This window comes from Stenotrophomonas geniculata (assembly GCF_034508895.1).
GTDB classification, from domain to species: Bacteria; Pseudomonadota; Gammaproteobacteria; order Xanthomonadales; family Xanthomonadaceae; genus Stenotrophomonas; species Stenotrophomonas geniculata.
This window is the reverse complement of sequence record NZ_CP140571.1, coordinates 1,744,200-1,760,280: the sequence shown is the minus strand read 5'-3', so window position 1 is coordinate 1,760,280 and position 16,081 is coordinate 1,744,200. Positions and strand designations below refer to the sequence as shown.

At 68.3% G+C, this 16,081-nt stretch carries 17 protein-coding genes; 12 read left to right on the top strand and 5 right to left on the bottom strand.

What is annotated here, in order from left to right:
- Positions 1–57: 57 nt before the first annotated feature.
- The 6 genes from RI032_RS08290 to RI032_RS08265 all read left to right on the top strand — a co-directional run bounded on the left by RI032_RS08290 (position 58) and on the right by RI032_RS08265 (position 6,496).
- Positions 58–372: a hypothetical protein gene (locus RI032_RS08290; RefSeq protein WP_008268793.1), complete on the top strand. Its 315-nt coding sequence runs from the start codon at positions 58–60 to the stop codon at positions 370–372.
- A 140-nt stretch (positions 373–512) separates the two neighbouring features.
- On the top strand, positions 513–2,558 hold the full coding sequence (locus RI032_RS08285) for a TonB-dependent receptor (protein ID WP_322548117.1): 2,046 nt from the start codon (positions 513–515) through the stop codon (positions 2,556–2,558).
- Between the two features lie 114 nt (positions 2,559–2,672).
- The gene (locus RI032_RS08280; RefSeq protein WP_313509114.1) at positions 2,673–3,734 is read left to right on the top strand and encodes a two-component system sensor histidine kinase NtrB; all 1,062 of its coding nucleotides are present in this window, start codon (positions 2,673–2,675) and stop codon (positions 3,732–3,734) included.
- A complete protein-coding gene (gene ntrC, locus RI032_RS08275) occupies positions 3,727–5,175 on the top strand; it encodes a nitrogen regulation protein NR(I) (protein WP_322548116.1) in 1,449 nt (482 codons plus the stop codon). Before RI032_RS08280 ends, ntrC begins: the two co-directional genes overlap by 8 nt.
- 93 nt (positions 5,176–5,268) lie before the next feature.
- On the top strand, positions 5,269–5,838 hold the full coding sequence (locus tag RI032_RS08270; RefSeq protein WP_010487189.1) for a superoxide dismutase family protein: 570 nt from the start codon (positions 5,269–5,271) through the stop codon (positions 5,836–5,838).
- Between the two features lie 31 nt (positions 5,839–5,869).
- Positions 5,870–6,496, top strand: a complete 627-nt coding sequence (locus tag RI032_RS08265) for a superoxide dismutase family protein (RefSeq protein ID WP_019336498.1) — start codon at positions 5,870–5,872, stop codon at positions 6,494–6,496.
- Positions 6,497–6,709: 213 nt separating this feature from the next.
- Here the strand turns inward: RI032_RS08265 and RI032_RS08260 are convergent, their stop codons facing one another.
- Positions 6,710–7,597, bottom strand: coding sequence for a hypothetical protein (locus tag RI032_RS08260; protein ID WP_322548115.1), 888 nt, complete (start codon positions 7,595–7,597; stop codon positions 6,710–6,712).
- 93 nt (positions 7,598–7,690) lie between these two features.
- On the opposite strand from RI032_RS08260, the gene RI032_RS08255 reads away from it, so the two are divergent.
- Positions 7,691–8,986, top strand: coding sequence for an acetyl-CoA C-acetyltransferase (locus RI032_RS08255; protein WP_029550824.1), 1,296 nt, complete (start codon positions 7,691–7,693; stop codon positions 8,984–8,986).
- Positions 8,987–9,117: 131 nt separating this feature from the next.
- Here the strand turns inward: RI032_RS08255 and RI032_RS08250 are convergent, their stop codons facing one another.
- From RI032_RS08250 to RI032_RS08240, 3 genes are all read right to left on the bottom strand, one after another.
- Complete coding sequence (locus RI032_RS08250) at positions 9,118–10,413, bottom strand: heme biosynthesis HemY N-terminal domain-containing protein (protein WP_164193419.1); 1,296 nt, start codon at positions 10,411–10,413, stop codon at positions 9,118–9,120.
- Positions 10,414–10,419: 6 nt separating this feature from the next.
- Positions 10,420–11,397 (bottom strand): uroporphyrinogen-III C-methyltransferase, encoded by a 978-nt coding sequence (locus RI032_RS08245; protein ID WP_029380131.1) that lies wholly within the window; start codon positions 11,395–11,397, stop codon positions 10,420–10,422.
- A 104-nt stretch (positions 11,398–11,501) separates the two neighbouring features.
- Complete coding sequence (locus tag RI032_RS08240) at positions 11,502–12,311, bottom strand: uroporphyrinogen-III synthase (RefSeq protein WP_235651259.1); 810 nt, start codon at positions 12,309–12,311, stop codon at positions 11,502–11,504.
- A gap of 35 nt (positions 12,312–12,346) precedes the next feature.
- Between RI032_RS08240 and RI032_RS08235 the strand changes: the two genes are divergently transcribed.
- From RI032_RS08235 to RI032_RS08215, 5 genes are all read left to right on the top strand, one after another.
- On the top strand, positions 12,347–12,814 hold the full coding sequence (locus RI032_RS08235; RefSeq protein ID WP_322548114.1) for a YiiD C-terminal domain-containing protein: 468 nt from the start codon (positions 12,347–12,349) through the stop codon (positions 12,812–12,814).
- A gap of 32 nt (positions 12,815–12,846) precedes the next feature.
- Positions 12,847–13,272, top strand: coding sequence for a hypothetical protein (locus RI032_RS08230; protein WP_019338209.1), 426 nt, complete (start codon positions 12,847–12,849; stop codon positions 13,270–13,272).
- Positions 13,273–13,329: 57 nt separating this feature from the next.
- A complete protein-coding gene (locus tag RI032_RS08225; RefSeq protein ID WP_004153552.1) occupies positions 13,330–13,767 on the top strand; it encodes a rhodanese-like domain-containing protein in 438 nt (145 codons plus the stop codon).
- 99 nt (positions 13,768–13,866) lie between these two features.
- The gene (gene secB / locus RI032_RS08220; protein ID WP_004153553.1) at positions 13,867–14,385 is read left to right on the top strand and encodes a protein-export chaperone SecB; all 519 of its coding nucleotides are present in this window, start codon (positions 13,867–13,869) and stop codon (positions 14,383–14,385) included.
- A 20-nt stretch (positions 14,386–14,405) separates the two neighbouring features.
- A complete protein-coding gene (locus tag RI032_RS08215; protein WP_010487166.1) occupies positions 14,406–15,431 on the top strand; it encodes an NAD(P)H-dependent glycerol-3-phosphate dehydrogenase in 1,026 nt (341 codons plus the stop codon).
- 116 nt (positions 15,432–15,547) lie between these two features.
- On the opposite strand, the gene RI032_RS08210 is transcribed toward RI032_RS08215, so the two are convergent.
- Positions 15,548–16,000 (bottom strand): YybH family protein, encoded by a 453-nt coding sequence (locus tag RI032_RS08210; protein WP_322548263.1) that lies wholly within the window; start codon positions 15,998–16,000, stop codon positions 15,548–15,550.
- Between the last annotated feature and the right edge of the window lie 81 nt (positions 16,001–16,081).

Sequence of the window (16,081 nt, the reverse complement as noted above, 5' to 3'; positions counted from 1 at the left end):
GGCGATAATGGCGCCATTCCGAACTTTCCGGCCGCGTCTGCGGCCAGGACCTCCGCAATGACCTACGCAAAGCACAACGCAAGATCCGGCGCGAAATCCGCCGCAAAGAAGTACTACAAGCACTGGGCCGAATCGGGCCTGGGCAAGGGCAACGTGCTGATGGAAGCACGCGGCGAGAAGATCGTGCGCCAGGTGGAAATCTACGGCACCAAGATGGTCTGGGCCGACGAGCATGCCCACAGCGACGACCGCTTCCTGCTGGCCGACCAGCCGGTGTCGTTCCTGGATTTCGACGAGGACGACGAAATCTCCGCGCGCGAATTCGAAAGCGCCTGGAAGAAGGCCAGGGAAGCCACCGGCTACCCGGTGTAAGCACCGCTCCACCCCCGCCTTTGCAGCGTCGAGCCATGCTCGACTGCTGTTTGCCAGGAGCCGTCGAGCACGGCTCGACTCTACATGGCAGGCGCATGAAATGTTATAGAATTACATTTCATCCGCACCCTTCCACCCCCATGAAGACCTCCACGCTGGTGGCCGCGCTCGCGGCCGCCCCGTTCGCCCCTGAAGCATTCGCCCAGTCCGCCGACGCCGCGCTCACCCTCGGCAAGGTCGATGTGCACCAGCACAGCGAGGGGCAACTGAGCGCACACCAGGTGCTGACCTCGGTGGACGTGCTGGGCGCGGACCAGATCGAAGACCGCAACGTCTCGCACAGCTGGGAACTGCTGGGGCAGATGCCCGGCATCCAGCTCACCGAAACCCGGCAGGGGGCCGAATCGGGCAAGGTCAGCTTCCGCGCCTTCAACGGCGAGGGCTACCTCAACGCCATCAAGACCCTCATCGATGGCATCCCCAGCAACGTCAACAGCGGCAACCAGCGCTTCATCGACATGCTGTTCCCGCTGGAGATCAGCTACATCGAAGTGGTGCGCGGAACCAACGACCCGCGCTACGGCCTGCACAACATCGGCGGCAACGTGAACTTCGGTACGCGCCAGGGCGGCAACTACACCGATGCGCGGCTGGCTTACGGCAGCTACAACACCCGCGATGCGCAGCTGGCGATCGGCCGCGAAAGCAATGGCTTCGCTCAGAACTACTTCGTCGGCACCCAGGCCAGCGATGGGTACCGCGACCACGACACCTCGAAGAAGTATTCGCTGGGTGGCAAATGGTTCTACGGGTCGCTGGACAACGGCCTGCGCGTGGGCCTGAGCGCGCGCGCCTACCACCACGAAGCGGACGAACCCGGCTTCATGACGGCCGACGAACTGCGCACGCATCGTCGTGGCAGCGACCTGCGCAACGGCAACGATGGCGATGACCGCGACATGCGGCAGATCGCCGCGCACGTGGACTTGAAGCTGTCCGACGCGCTCACCTTCGGCACGCGGCTGTACTACAACCGCTACGAAGACGACCGCCGCGTGACCTTCAGCGACCTGCCCACCGGCAACCTGCCGCGCCAGCGCCGCGTGTGGGATGAGCGCCAGACCGGCCTGCTCAGCACGCTCACCTGGCAGGCCAGCCCCGCGCTTACCGTCGAAGGCGGCCTGAACTACGAGCAGCAGGACAACGGCTACGTCCGCGAGCGCTACGCCTACGCCGAACCCACCGATTTCAGCCAGGCACCGGCGCGCGTGCAGAACAACGACCGCCACAGCTTCGACAACTGGGGTGCCTACGTGCAGGCCATCTACCAGCCCGGCGAGGCGTGGAAGATCGTGCCGGCCTACCGTATCGACCGCTTCAGTGGTAGCACGCACCTGATGAGCGGGATCAGCGCCCGCCTGCAGGACTACGGCACGATCGGCCAGCCCAAGCTGAGCGTCATCCACAGCCTGGGCCAGACCACCCACGTCTACGCGAACTGGGGCCGCACCTTCCAGGTACTGACCGGCTCCACCGCACCGGCCTACCTCACCCCGGGGCAGACGCCGATGCAGCCGTCCACCAACACCGGCACGGAGCTGGGCCTGAAATTCCAGCCGTTTGCCGGCAGCCAGGCACGCCTGGCGGTGTGGCAGCAGGATGCGGAGAACGAGGTATCCAACATGCCGGCTACCGGTACGACGGTCACCTTGGGCAAGACCCGCCGACGCGGCGTGGATGCGCAGCTGAGCCTGCAGATGGGCGACGACTGGACGGTCTGGGCCTCGCACGCCTACCAGGAAGCGAAGATCACCCGCGACGACCGCGATGCCAGCGTTTCCCTGCAGGGCCGCGAAGTGGCCGCGACCCCGCGCCACATCAGCAATCTGGGCGTGGACTACCGCGCCACTGATGCGCTGCGGCTGGGCCTGCAGGCGCGTGCACAGGGCGATTACTACCTGGAAGAGCGCAACGCGGCCGGCAAGTTCGGAGGCTTCGCCGTGCTCGACCTCAGCGCCGCGTACCAGATCAACCCGCGCTGGAGCGTGGACCTGCAGCTGAAGAACGTCACCGGCCGCGAGTACGCCTACGCCTGGTACGACAGCTTCTTCTGGGACAGCGCCCGCCCGATGTTCTCGCCTGCCCCGGGCCGCAGCGTGTTCGTCGGCCTGAACATGAAGCTGTAATCGGCCACGCACCCGGTAGTGGTCGAGCCTGCTCGACCTGCGGCAGGGGTCAGAGCCCTTTCCTGACGGAAAGGGCTCTGACCCCGAACCCACGTTTTGCACTACATTGGTGCAATGTCCGACCCCGCACCCCCGCCGTCCCTCGATGCCCTCGGCACGCCGCTGGCCTGGGCCGGGGCCGATGGCTGCATTGCCGGCTGCAATCCGGCGTTCGCCCGCTGGCTGGGCGTCAGCGTCCGGCGCCTGTTGGGTCGGCCGCTGGCCGCACTGGAAGTGCAGGGCGAGGCACTGGCCCATTTCCTGGCCCGCGATGAACGCGACAGCCTGCGCCTGAACCGGCTGGCGCTCGCGGTGCCCGGCGAGGCCCCGCGCTTCGCCGAGGGCTGGATGAGCCGCCGCGACGATGGCGGCTGGCTGCTGGAGGCGCATCCGGTCGATGAATTTCCCGGGCTGGACCCGACCCAGGCCCTGCCCAGCGCGCTCAGTGCAGCGCTGAAGGGGCTGGCCCACGAGCTGCGCAACCCGCTGGCCGGGCTGAAGGGCGCGGCCCAGCTGCTGGCCCGCCGCGCGGCCCAGCGCGATGCCAGCGAACGCGAGCTGATCGAACTGATCGGCTCGGAGATCGAGCGCCTCAACGGCCTGCTCGACCAGCTGCTGTCGCCGGCCCCGGCCGCGCCGCATGCCGAACTGAACATCCATGCCGCGCTTGAGCGCGTGCTGCGACTGGCCGAGAACGAGGCCGGCTGGGCGGTACGCCTGCAGCGCGACTACGACCCCAGCATTCCCGAATTCCATGGCGACGCCGACCGCCTCACCCAGGCGGTGTGGAACCTGGTGCGCAACGCGATCCAGGCCGGTGCCGGCAACATCACCCTGCGTACCCGCGTGGAGCATGGCGTGCGCATCGCCGAGCAGCTGCACACGCTGGCGTTGCGCCTGGAAATTGCCGACGACGGCCGTGGTGTACCCGAGGAACTGGCCGAGCACCTGTTCCTGCCGCTGGTCAGTGGCCGCGCCGAAGGCACTGGCCTGGGCCTGGCGCTGGCCCAGCAGGTGGCGCGCGAGCACCGCGGCACGCTGACCTACCGCTCGCGCCCGGGCCATACCGTGTTCACCCTGCTGCTGCCGATCGGCAACGGCGCCGCCCTGGCCGAGGAGGCCCCGCGCGATGTCTGAGTCTTCTTCGTCCCCGCAGCGCATCTGGGTGGTCGATGACGATCGTGCCGTGCGCTTCGTGCTGTGCACCGCGCTGCGCGAGGCGGGCTACCAGGTCGTCGATTTCGACAGCGCTGCGCCCGCGTTGCAGGCGTTGAACGAGGGCCCACCGCCGGCGCTGCTGTTCACCGACGTGCGCATGCCCGGCGACGACGGCCTGGTGCTGCTGGACAAGCTGAAAGCCGCATTGCCGCAGCTGCCGGTGTTGGTGATGTCGGCCTATACCGATGTGGCCAGCACGGCCGGTGCGTTCCGTGGTGGCGCGCATGAATTCCTGTCCAAACCGTTCGACCTGGACGACGCGGTGGCGCTGGCGCAGCGTGTGCTGCCGGCAATTGCGCCGGCACTGGCGGCGCCCACACCTGCGGCGGAAGCGCATAGCGACCAACCGCCGCAACTGGTGGGCGATACCCCGCCGATGCGCGCGCTGTTCCGTGCCATCGGCCGCCTGGCGCAGGCGCCGCTGGCGGTGCTGATCACCGGCGAGACCGGCACCGGCAAGGAGCTGGTGGCCAATGCGCTGCATCGCGAATCGCCGCGCGCGCAGGGGCCGTTCGTCGCGCTCAATACCGCTGCAATCCCCTCCGAGCTGCTGGAAAGCGAGTTGTTCGGCCACGAGGCTGGTGCCTTCACCGGCGCGCAGCGCCGCCATATCGGCCGCTTCGAACAGGCCGACGGCGGCACGCTGTTCCTCGATGAGATCGGCGACATGCCGCTGCCGCTGCAGACGCGCCTGCTGCGCGTGCTGGCGCAGGGCGAGTTCTTCCGCGTGGGTGGCCGCGAGCTGATCCGCGTCGATGTGCGCGTGGTCGCCGCCACCCACCAGGATCTGGAAGGCCTGGTTGCACAGGGAAAGTTCCGCGCCGACCTGCTGCACCGCCTGGACGTGGTGCGCCTGCAGCTGCCGCCGCTGCGTGAGCGCCGCGAGGACATCGCGCAACTGGCCAGCACCTTCCTGGCCGCCGCCGCGCGCAAGCTGGATACGCCGCCGAAGCGCCTGACCGCTGCCGCACTGCAGGCGCTGCGCGAACACGACTGGCCGGGCAACGTGCGCGAACTGGAAAACGTGTGCTGGCGGATGGCGGCGTTGGCCGCCGCCGACACCATCGGCGTGGCAGACGTCGATACCGCGCTGAACCGCACGCGCGGCCGTCGCGGCAGCACCAGCGGTGCCGATCCCGGCCAGTGGGAAGCGCTGCTGGCCGAATGGGCACGCCGTCAGCTGGCCGAAGGCGTGGAAGGGTTGCACGCGCAGGTGCGTGAGCGGGTCGACCATGCCCTGCTGGAGGCCGCGCTGCAGATCACCCATGGCCGTCGTGCCGAAGCCGCTGCCCGCCTGGGCCTGGGCCGCAATACCCTTACCCGCAAGCTGGGCGCTGGCCGCCGCCGCGGGGGCCATTGAACGGTCCCTGCACGCGATCCTCGCGCCCGCTTGCCGAACCGTTGATCGTTCATGGACGATGCCGTCCGTAGTGTCACCTGCAAGGAGTCTTCGATGCGTCTGTCCTTTGCCATCCTGCCGTTGTCCGCCGCCGTGCTGCTGTCTGCCTGTGGCAGCGCGCCGAAGAAGGCCGAGCCCACCCCGCCACCACCGACCGTGGTCAGCGCCGCGAAACAGGCCGAGGCCAATCTCTCGCCGGCCTCGGCCAGTATCGTCAGTGGCCGCATCGCGCTGATGGTGGAGCCCGGTGGCCTCCACATCACCGGCCTGATCGGTGGCCTGCAGCCGATGCAGCAGGCCGGCTTCCACATCCATGAGCGTGGCGACTGCAGCGCGGTGGATGCCAGCAGTGCCGGCAATCACTTCAATCCCGGTGGCGCTGCGCATGGCCGCGCCGGCACCGGCAAGCACCACCTGGGCGACATGGACAATCTGCGTGCCGACGCCCAGGGCCGCGCCAACGTCGATATCCACCTCAAGGGCGTTACCCTTGGCGGAGGCGCCGCCACCGATATCGCCGGACGTGCACTGGTCGTGCATGCCAACGCCGACGACTATCGCAGCCAGCCCGCCGGCAATGCCGGCGTCCGCATCGCCTGTGGCGTGATCCGGGTTGTCCGCTGATCACTGCAGGCATCATCCAGGGAGAGATTCCATGCGTTTGATCCACACGTCGCTGTTCGCAGCCATTGCTGCACTGGGCCTGGCGGCCTGCAACCAGCAGCCGGCCGCGCCGCAGGCTGAAACCCCGCCGGCCGCACCGGCCGACGGCGCCACCACCGAACCGGCCGCAACGCCGGCGCCGGCCGCTGCAGCGGCCACCGATGCCACCGCCACCGCCGAACTGGCACCGACCCAGGGTAACGAGACCAAGGGCAGCGTCACCTTCAAGGTGGTTGACGGCAAGGTCCACGTGACCGGCCAGATCAGCGGCCTGAAGCCGGGCAGCGAGCACGGCTTCCACATCCACGAGAAGGGCGACTGCAGCGCCCCGGACGGCATGAGCGCCGGTGGCCACTTCAACCCGGGCAAGCAGGATCACGGCAGCGTGTCCGCTGATCCGCACCACGGTGGCGACATGCCCAACATCAAGGCCGACGACAAGGGCGTGGCCACCATCGACGGCCCGGTGTCGAGCAACGTCAACATCGGCAAGGGTGATGACTTCGACATCATCGGCCGTGGCCTGATCGTCCACGCCGACGCGGACGACTACAAGACCCAGCCGACCGGCAACGCCGGCGCGCGCCTGGCATGTGCGGTGATCCAGAAGGCCCCGTAAGGGCGCTTTTGCTGGAAACGGAAAACGCCGGTGCAAGCCGGCGTTTTTCTTTTGCATCGCTTTCTGTAGAGCCGAGCCCATGCTCGGCTGTGCTTCCGGCGGCCTGAGCCGAGCATGGGCTCGGCTCTACAGCAATACGCACGGCGGTCGCGCCCCGGCGAAACGCAATTGCACGGTAGCGCCGGGCCATGCCCGGCGGCGCGCATCCGCAGATCAGCGCGCCAGCAGCTCGCGCGCGTCCTGCCCTGCCTCGCAGTGCACGAACAGCACCGGCACGCCGTGCGCTTCCAGCACCGCGGCCATCTGCCGCTGACGCATCAGGAACTGCTCGTAGATGCCCTTCAGGCGGTCGCAGTCGTTCTTGCCGTGGTTGTAGTGCGCGCACCAGCCGGCCGGGTCGAACAGCGCCATGCGTGCCTCGCCATGGGTATAGCGCAGCAGCGGCTCGGGCGCGGCATTGAGCCACTCGTCCTCGCCCGGGGCCATGATCGCCGTCTCGATCAGCGGCCACAGCGCGGCCAGGCCCTGGTTGTCGTACTGCATCGACATCATCGCGGCCAGATCATTCACGGTGAAATAGCGTGCGTGCTCGATGCGGGCACCAAAGGTGTTCTGCGCCATCAACGCGGTGTCGGCATGGGCCATGCCGTTGGCCAGCAGCGTATCTTCCAGCGCCTCGGCCACCGCATGGGTGGTGGCCACGTCACTGCCGGTCAGCAGGAACGGCACCACACGCAGGCCACCACCCACCAGGCTGGCATCGGCCTGGAACGGCAGCGGCACGTCACCCTGGGCGTCGGTACCGAACGCCAGCAGGCGCGGGCCCTGGTTGCGGCCCGGCGCACGCATCTGCAGTTCTTCCAGCCGGCGATGGATCGGCCAGCCCGGGCGCAGCACTTCGGCCGGGTCGAAATGGGCGGCGGCGAACACCAGGTCCAGCTCGGCCACCTGCGGCACCAGCTTGGACAGGTCGCGGCCGACGCGATCGGCCAGTTCACCGGCCTGTTCGGCGCTGAGTACCGCCTGGCGGGGGATTTCGCCGCCGGCCAGTTCCAGGGCCAGCACGCCAAGGGCATTCATCGCGGGGTCGGGTTTGCTCATGGTTCCACGGTTGGCCCATCACAGGGCGGCAGCTACACTTGGCTCCATTATGCCTGCTCCGCCGTGCAGGCCATGTTGCAGACACCCTCATCCATGCCAGGTATCTCCATGCCCAACGCTCGTCCCGTCGCCATCCTCGGTGGCGTCCGCATTCCGTTCTGCCGCCAGAACACCGCGTATTCGGATGTCGGCAACCTCGGCATGTCGGTCCGTACGCTGGGCGCGCTGGTCGAACGTTTCGGCCTGCACGGCCAGCAGCTGGGTGAAGTGGCGATGGGTGCGGTGATCAAGCACTCCAGCGACTGGAACCTGGGCCGCGAAGCCACGCTGTCCTCCGGCCTGTCGCCGCTGACCCCGGGCATCACCCTGCAGCGCGCCTGCGGTACTTCGCTGGACAGCATCATCACCGTCGCCAACAAGATCGCGCTGGGCCAGATCGAATCCGGCATCGGCGGTGGTTCGGACACCACCTCCGACGTGCCGATCGTCTACGGCAAGAAGCTGCGCGCGCGCCTGCTGGCCGCCAACCGTGCCAAGAGCACCGGCGACAAGATCCGTGCGCTCACCGCCGGCTTCAAGTTCTCCGAACTGAAGCCCGAGTTCCCGGGCGTGGCCGAGCCGCGCACCGGCAAGAGCATGGGTGACCATTGCGAGGACATGGCCAAGGAATGGAACATCTCGCGCGATTCGCAGGACGAGTGGGCGGTGTCGTCGCACAAGAAGCTGGCTGCCGCCTATGAGCGTGGCTTCTTCAACGACCTGATCGCACCGTTCCGTGGCGTCGAGCGCGACAACATCCTGCGCCCGGATACCTCGCTGGAAAAGCTCGCCACGCTGAAGCCGGCCTTCGACAAGGTCTCCGGCCGCGGCACCCTGACCGCAGCCAATTCCACCCCGCTCACCGATGGCGCTGCCGCGGTGCTGCTGGCCAGCGAGGAATGGGCCCGCGCACACGGCCACGAACCGCAGGCGTACCTGCGTGATGCCCACGTCTCGGCCGTTGATTTCGTGCATGGTGAAGGCCTGCTGATGGCACCGACCGTGGCTGTGCCGGAGATGCTCAAGCGCAATGGCCTGACCCTGCAGGACTTCGACATCTACGAGATCCACGAAGCCTTCGCCGCGCAGGTGCTGTGCACCCTGCGTGCGTGGGAGAGCGAGGATTACTGCCGCAACCGCCTGGGCCTGGATGCACCGATGGGCCGCATCGACCCGGACAAGATCAACCTGCTGGGTTCGTCGCTGGCCACCGGCCACCCGTTCGCTGCCACCGGTGCCCGCGTGATTGCTACGGCCGCCAAGCAGCTGGCCGAACGCGGCGGCGGCCGCGCGCTGGTGTCGATCTGCACCGCCGGCGGCATGGGCGTGGTGGCGATCGTCGAACGCTGATTGTTGCGGCCGCACGCCAACCAAGGTTGGCGACTACCGGGTTCCACACATGAAAACGCCGCCCAATGGGCGGCGTTTTCGTTGGTGGCTCCGGTGGGTGCCGACCGTTGGTCGGCACACCTCAGCCATGCTTACGGCAACCGCGGATTACCGAATTCGTCGCGCTCTTCGTTGGCGTCATACACCGGCGGCTGCACTGCGATCGGCTGCTCTTCCACCGTGGCGCGTGCAGGCGCTTCAATGGCGCGCACCAGCTCCACGCTGTCCTCGCCGCGCTGCAGGCGCAGCGCATTGGCCAGGCACTGCGCGGCCAGCGCGTGCTCGCCACGTTGCGCGAACAGTTCACCCAGTGCTTCCCACGCCGGCGCACCGGCACCGGTCGCAATGGCCTCATGCAGGAACGTTTCGGCGGCATCCCACTGCTGCTGGGCCACGGCCACGCGGCCCTGTGCCAGGCGCAGCGCGGCCGACTCGTCGTGCACGTTGCGCCAGCGCGCCAGGTTGGCTTGTCGCGTGGCCAGACGCTCGGCCGGCAGGCGGCCATACAGCGCCACCAGTTCGTCGTCCCAGCGATGGTCCAGGGCCTGTTCCAGCGCCAGCAGCGCCGGCTCGTCCCAGTTCAGGGCAACCGCGCGGCTGGCATACGCGCCGACCACGTCCGGGGTGGGGCGCAGCGCCTTCGGCGTGGCTTCCCACTGCGCGGCCAGCGCGTTGACGTCGGCCGCTTCCAGCAGCGCCTGTGCGGCCAGGCGTGCTTCCAGTTCGCTGTTCGCGTCGGCCGGCAGCACCTTGCTCTGGCGCAGTGCACCCAGCTGGCCGTACGCCTCGTGGGCGCGGCCGGCCTGTGCCAGTGCTTCGGTGCGCAGCCACAGGCCGCGCGGCGGCAGCGGCTGGATCGCCGCCACGTCCAGTGCGTTGATCGCATCCACCGGCAGATCGCGCGCCAGCAGCTGTTCGGCGCGCAGCAGCGCCTGCAGGGTGGCATCGCTTTCGCCCAGGCGCTGCAGCAGCGCTTCACCGGCGGGGCCGTCGGCACGCGCCTGCGCACTGCGCACGGCGTTGGCCAGCGCCACCGCGCTCACTTCCGGATCCTTGGCGGCGCCGTCCAGCAGCTTCTCGGCACGCTGCCACTGGCCGTGCTCATAGGCCTGCAGGCCGTCGATCAGGCGCACCCGGCCCTGCTTGCGGCGGTAGCGGCCCCAGGCGCGGAACGGTGCAGCGATCAGGCTCCACAGCAGCCACAGTACCAGCACCGCGATCACCGACAGCAGCGCCACCTTGGGCAGGTTGCTGTGGTAGTCGTAGCCGCCGTAGCGCAGCGTCACTTCGCCGAAGCGGTTGAGGTCATCGGCGCCGAGCCATTGCGCGGCAACCACGCCGATGGCCACGGCCAGCAACAGCACGACCAGGGATTGCAGGGGTTTCATGTGGGATTACCTCCGGTCGGTCTGGGTACGCAGCTGCTGCAGGGTGCTGCCAAGAACAGCGTTGCTGGCCTGCAGCGGAAGCTCGCGCAAGGCCTTCAGTTCAGCACGTTGCGCGCGCAGGGCCGGTGAATCCGGCCAACGCCGCTGCGCCCAATGCTCCACGCGTGCCAGCGCAGTATCGCGGCCGGTGCGGTCGCCACGTTCGATCGCGGCGCGCGCCAGGGTCAGTTCCAGTTGCAGTGCATCGTCTGCATTGCGGCGTTCGGCGGCGGTCAGCGGACCGTTCTGGCGGCTGGGGCTGATGTCCACGAACGGGGCCAGCGTGGCCTGCCACCAGGTCTTGCCGGCGCCGGGCGCGCTGTCGCCTGTTACCTGCGAAGGCAGGCCCTGCAGGGCTTTGGCCAGGCTATCCAGGCGCTGCAGCGATTGCGCGCGCGGGCCGGCACCAAGGGAATCCAGTGCATCGCGCTCCTGCACCAGGGCCTGGCGCAGATTCAGGCCGTCGCTGTCGGGCAGATCGGCCAACGCGGTGGCGGCCTGTGCATACAGGCGGCGTGCGCCTTCCACGTCGTCGGCGTAGTTCAGTCGCTGTGCCGCCTGGGTCAACAGCAGCTCGGCCTCATCGCGCTGTACCGCCTGGCGGCCCTGGTTGGCGCTGTCGGCCAGCTTGGCCAGGTTCTCTTCCAGCAATGCACTGCGCTGCGAAAGGCCCAGCATCTCGTCGCGCAGCACGCGGTTGGTGGTCGCCGCATCCTGCAGGCGCTGGCTGGTCGCGCGCTGGTCGCGGCGCAATGCATCCAGCGTCGCCTGCAGGCCCTGCAGCTGCACGGCCGTGGTCTGTGCCTGCGCTTCCTGTTCGTGCTGTTGCTGTTGCCAGACGTACCAGCCGGCATAGCCGCCCACGCCAAGCACGACCACCCCGGCCAGCGGCAACAGCCAGCGCACAGGTCGACGGGGCGGGGAAACGGGCGGAGTCTCGTTCATGGGGCTTCCTTGTCGGCAACGTCGCCGGTCAGGTTCCGGCAGGCCGCGTTGTGCACAGCATCACTGTTGCCGACCACAGCGGCAAGCGTGACCCACGTCCCTGTTCAGGTCGCTGCCGGGACGGTGAGCGTGGCGTGTGCAGCGGCCACCAGTTGTGCCGTGGTGGGCCCGGCCGCGCGCACCACGCGTTGCAGCCCCAATGCGTGCGCCTGTTCGCCGAGCCGTTCGCTGGCCACGACGACGGTGGCGTGCGCCTGAAAGCGTTGCTGCAATGCCGGCGGAAGCTGCTGCCAGAAATGCTGCAGCGCTTCGCCACTGCTCACCGCCAGCACCCACGGCTGCGCTGAATGCGCCAATCGAGCCAATGTGCGGGGCGGCAGGCGCAGCAATCGGCGCTGGTAGACGTCGGCGCGTTCGATCGTGGCGCCCGCCGCCTGCAGTTGCGCGGCAATCAGGCCGCGTCCGCCAGGGGCGGTGACCAGGCCGATGCACAGGCCCTGTACGTTGGCCAGCACCGGCATCGCGAGCAGCCCCTCGCTGTCCATCCGCTGCGGTGCATGCACCTCGGCGACGCCCTGCGCCCGCAGCGCGCGCGCGGTGCCTTCGCCCACGGTCAGCCACGGGCTGCGTTGTGCCTCGGCCAGTGGCAGCAGGGTGGCGGCCGCAGTAACGGCGGCCGGGCTGGTGAACACCACCCGATCGCAGTTCAGCGCGCGTTGCAGCTGACGCACCACTGGCGTGCCGTTCAGGCGCTGCAGACGCCAGGGCGGCAGGGCCACCACATGCCCGCCCAGCCCAGCAACGGCGCGGCGCAGCGCGGAATTCTGGCCCTGCGGCCGCAGCGAAATGAAGGTCCAGCCCGGCTCGGAACCGGCGGCGCCAGTGGGTATCGTATGGTCGGCCATTGCCTGCATTATGCGGGCCCTTCGTTGTCGTGGTCTCTGCTCCGATGTCCGTTGATGCTCTGACTTCCTCGCTGGCCGCCCTGCAGGACGTGCTGGACTGCATGCCGGCGGTCCGCGCCATGCAGATCCAGCTCGACGGCTATGCCGATGGCGTGCTGCGCATCACCGCGCCGCTGGCCGCCAACGTCAACGACAAGGGCAACGCCTTCGGTGGCAGCCTGGCCTCGGTGCTGACCCTGTCTGGCTGGGCGCTGGTCAGCCTGCGCCTGCGCCTGGCCGGCCACGATGCCGAGGTCTACGTGGCCGACAGCAACCTGCGCTACCTGGCGCCGGTCTACGAAGACCTGCACGCCCATGCCGAAGCGGCCGAGGTTATCGGCTGGGATGCTTTCCTGAACACCTTCCGGCAGCGCCGCAAGGCCCGCATCAGCATCATCGCCACCCAGCCCGGTGCCGATGGCAAGCCTGCCGCCGAGTTCAGCGGTCGCTTCGTTGCCTTCGCCAAAGGGTAGGATGGCAGGCTGACGTTCTGGGGAAACCACCGATGCGCCGCCTCATCCAGTTCCTGATGTGTTCCCTGCTGCTGGTCAGCGCCGTGGCGTCGGCCGACGACCTCAGCCGCAAGCAGCGCAAGCTGCTGGAAGAGACCCAGATCGCCTACGGCGCCACCATCCGCTGGGGCAGCATGGACGATGCGATCGGCTATCTGGACCCCAAGCTGCGCAAGGAAAAGCCGCCCACCGAGTTCGAGCTCAACCGCTACGCGCAGCTGCGCGTGTCGTCCTACCGCGAGCGCAGCAGCGCCTCGCTGGACGGTGGCCTGGTCGAGCGCCGGGTCGAAATCGGGGTGATCAACCAGAACACCCAGGCCGAACGCACCGTGGTGGTGGTCGAGCGCTGGCGCTGGGATGCCGAGGCCAAGCGCTGGTGGCAGACGGCCGGCCTGCCGGACCTGTGGAAGGGGCAGTGACGGGCCGCGTCCGGCTTGTGCGACAATCGGCGCCCGCTTAATCGACCCGTGACCTGAGTGAATTACGAAGAGTTGCTGGCCTTTGCAGGCCGAAACCCGATGCTGTCCGCGGCCCTGGTCGGCCTGACCGTGGCCATCATCGTCACCGAGATCCGCCGCCTGTTCCGGGGCTTCAAGGGCATCAAGCCCGCCGAACTGACCCAGCTGATGAACGCGGGCGGCACGGTGGTGGTCGACCTGTCGGCCAGCGGTGACTTCGAGAAGGGCCACATTGCCGGCAGCCGCAACGCCCAGGCCAGTGCCTTCGGCCCGGACAACAAGCTGGTGGCCAACGCCAAGCAGTCGCCGGTGGTGCTGGTGTGCCGCAGCGGCAACGCTTCGGAAACCGCCGCCAAGGCGCTGAAGAAGGCCGGTTTCGAGAAGGTCTACGTGCTCGACGGCGGCATTCCCGCCTGGCAGCAGGCCGAGCTGCCGCTGGTCAAGGGCCGCAACTGATTGCCGCAGGTGGCGGATCCGGCCTTGTATGGGCCTGATGCCGCCCCCATCGCAGTAATTCGACCATCGTTTTCATTGCATTCATTGGAGTTACTGGAAATGTCCGAAGAGATCACCAACGGCGCCGCTGCGCCGGTCGATGCCGCCACCGGCCCCGCTTTCACCGTCGAGAAGATCTACGTCAAGGACGTCTCCTTCGAGTCGCCGAACGCTCCGACCATCTTCAATGACCAGGTGCAGCCGGAGCTGCAGCTGAACCTGAACCAGCAGGTGCAGCGCCTGGGTGAGAACGCCTTCGAAGTCGTGCTGGCCGTGACCCTGACCTGCCAGGCCGGTGAGCGCACCGCCTACGTGGCCGAAGTGAAGCAGGCCGGCGTGTTCGGCCTGGTCGGCCTGGACCCGCAGTCGATCGACGTGCTGCTCGGCACCCAGTGCCCGAACATCCTGTTCCCGTACGTGCGCCAGCTGGTCAGCGACCTGATCCAGGCCGGCGGCTTCCCGCCGTTCTTCCTGCAGCCGATCAACTTCGAAGGCCTGTACGCAGAAACCCTGCGCCAGCGCCAGGAGCAGGGCGACGCACCGTCGCTGGCTGACTCCGAGCCGGCTGGCAACGCCTGATTCCTGCCGCGACGTCACGGATGAGCACTCCCGCTGACAAGATCGCCGTGCTTGGCGCCGGTTCCTGGGGAACCGCGCTGGCCAGCCTGCTCGCACGGCACGGTCACCCGACCGTGCTGTGGGGGCGCGACGCTGCCGTGGTCGAAGCCATCGACCAGCGCCATGAGAACCCGCGTTACCTGCCGGGCATCCCGTTGCCGGACAGCCTGCGTGCCACCACCGACCTGGCGTCGGCGGTGGAGGGCGCGGCCTGGATCCTGGTGGTGACCCCGTCGCACGCCTTCGGTGAAACCGTGCGTGCGCTGGCGCCGCTGCGCCCGGCCGGTGCCGGCGTGGCCTGGGCCACCAAGGGCTTCGAGCCCGGTTCGGGCCGCTTCCTGCATGAAGTAGCGCGCGAAGTGCTGGGTGAGGACGTGCCGCTGGCCGTGGTCACCGGCCCGTCGTTCGCCAAGGAAGTGACCCAGGGCCTGCCGACCGCGATCACCGTGCACGGCGACGTGCCCGAGTTCGCGCAGACGGTGGCCGAAGCGATGCATGGCCCAGCGTTCCGCGCCTACACCGGCGACGACATGGTCGGTGCCGAGCTGGGCGGTGCGATGAAGAACGTGCTGGCCGTTGCCACCGGCGTGGCCGATGGCATGCAGCTGGGCCTGAACGCCCGTGCCGGCCTGATCACGCGTGGCCTCAACGAGATGCTGCGCCTGGCCGCTGCCATCGGCGCCAAGCCGGAAACGCTGATGGGCCTGGCTGGCCTGGGCGATCTGGTGCTGACCTGCACCGGCGACCTGTCGCGCAACCGCCGCCTGGGCCTGGCCCTGGGCCGTGGCCAGACGCTGCAGGATGCCGTGCGCGAAATCGGCCAGGTTGTCGAGTCGGTGCAGACCGCCGACGAAGTGATGCGACAGGCACGCCGCCATGGCATCGACCTGCCGATTTCCGACCGCGTGCGCGCCGTGCTGCACGGCGAGCAGACGCCGGAAGAAGGCCTGCGCGCACTGCTGGCGCGGGAACAGAAACCGGAATACCCGGACACGCTGTTCAAGTGAATCGAAAAACCCCGGCCATGCGCCGGGGTTTTTCATCAGGGAGTACCCCATTCGGGTGCCGGAGCGGAGACAGGCTTTGGTGGGTGCCAAGCTTGCTTGGCATCACGCGCGCCCGATCACCTTGCCCGTGGCGGCGCGTTGGTGTTGTCCATGTCCGAGAAGATCACCCACGGCCCATCCCCCTCACGCTTCAGCGTCAGCGTGAACTTGCCGGTATCGCCCACGTTGTTGCCGTAGCTGTACGCACCGATGATGTAGCCCGTATTCCCCTCCACCGCATACGCCAACGCACGCAGCCGCAACGGACTGCTGCCCTGGCCGGAATACGCGGCCTCGATCGCGCTGCGGCCGCGCACCGGCGGCTGGTTGCTCTGCAGCACAAAGCCATCTTCGGCGAACAGTGCAGCCAGTGCCTTGGCATCACCGGTGCGCCACGCCTGCTCGTAGTCGCGCAATACGCGATCCAGCGGTGCGGGCAGGGGGGTATCGGGCAGGCGCGCAGACGTCGTGCCTTCTGCATCGTGGGAAATTGCCGGCGTTGCCAGCAGCAGGGCACTGCAGAAGATCATGGCGAGGGGTGTACGGCGCATGCGTCCGGCTCCAGACGATGACGGGAAGCTGCGAACGCATCCTAGCGCGGTGCTGGTTAG

Excerpts from the sequence above, each read along its gene's own strand:
- RI032_RS08265 (WP_019336498.1), top strand. The coding sequence starts at position 5,870 with ATGCGTTTGATCCACACGTCGCTGTTCGCAGCCATTGCTGCACTGGGC.
- secB (WP_004153553.1), top strand. The coding sequence starts at position 13,867 with ATGTCCGAAGAGATCACCAACGGCGCCGCTGCGCCGGTCGATGCCGCC.
- RI032_RS08250 (WP_164193419.1), bottom strand. The coding sequence starts at position 10,413 with ATGAAACCCCTGCAATCCCTGGTCGTGCTGTTGCTGGCCGTGGCCATC.
- RI032_RS08270 (WP_010487189.1), top strand. The coding sequence starts at position 5,269 with ATGCGTCTGTCCTTTGCCATCCTGCCGTTGTCCGCCGCCGTGCTGCTG.
- RI032_RS08260 (WP_322548115.1), bottom strand. The coding sequence starts at position 7,597 with ATGAGCAAACCCGACCCCGCGATGAATGCCCTTGGCGTGCTGGCCCTG.
- RI032_RS08210 (WP_322548263.1), bottom strand. The coding sequence starts at position 16,000 with ATGATCTTCTGCAGTGCCCTGCTGCTGGCAACGCCGGCAATTTCCCAC.
- RI032_RS08255 (WP_029550824.1), top strand. The coding sequence starts at position 7,691 with ATGCCAGGTATCTCCATGCCCAACGCTCGTCCCGTCGCCATCCTCGGT.
- RI032_RS08215 (WP_010487166.1), top strand. The coding sequence starts at position 14,406 with ATGAGCACTCCCGCTGACAAGATCGCCGTGCTTGGCGCCGGTTCCTGG.
- RI032_RS08285 (WP_322548117.1), top strand. The coding sequence starts at position 513 with ATGAAGACCTCCACGCTGGTGGCCGCGCTCGCGGCCGCCCCGTTCGCC.
- RI032_RS08240 (WP_235651259.1), bottom strand. The coding sequence starts at position 12,311 with ATGCAGGCAATGGCCGACCATACGATACCCACTGGCGCCGCCGGTTCC.
- RI032_RS08230 (WP_019338209.1), top strand. The coding sequence starts at position 12,847 with ATGCGCCGCCTCATCCAGTTCCTGATGTGTTCCCTGCTGCTGGTCAGC.
- RI032_RS08290 (WP_008268793.1), top strand. The coding sequence starts at position 58 with ATGACCTACGCAAAGCACAACGCAAGATCCGGCGCGAAATCCGCCGCA.
- RI032_RS08235 (WP_322548114.1), top strand. The coding sequence starts at position 12,347 with ATGTCCGTTGATGCTCTGACTTCCTCGCTGGCCGCCCTGCAGGACGTG.
- ntrC (WP_322548116.1), top strand. The coding sequence starts at position 3,727 with ATGTCTGAGTCTTCTTCGTCCCCGCAGCGCATCTGGGTGGTCGATGAC.
- RI032_RS08245 (WP_029380131.1), bottom strand. The coding sequence starts at position 11,397 with ATGAACGAGACTCCGCCCGTTTCCCCGCCCCGTCGACCTGTGCGCTGG.
- RI032_RS08280 (WP_313509114.1), top strand. The coding sequence starts at position 2,673 with ATGTCCGACCCCGCACCCCCGCCGTCCCTCGATGCCCTCGGCACGCCG.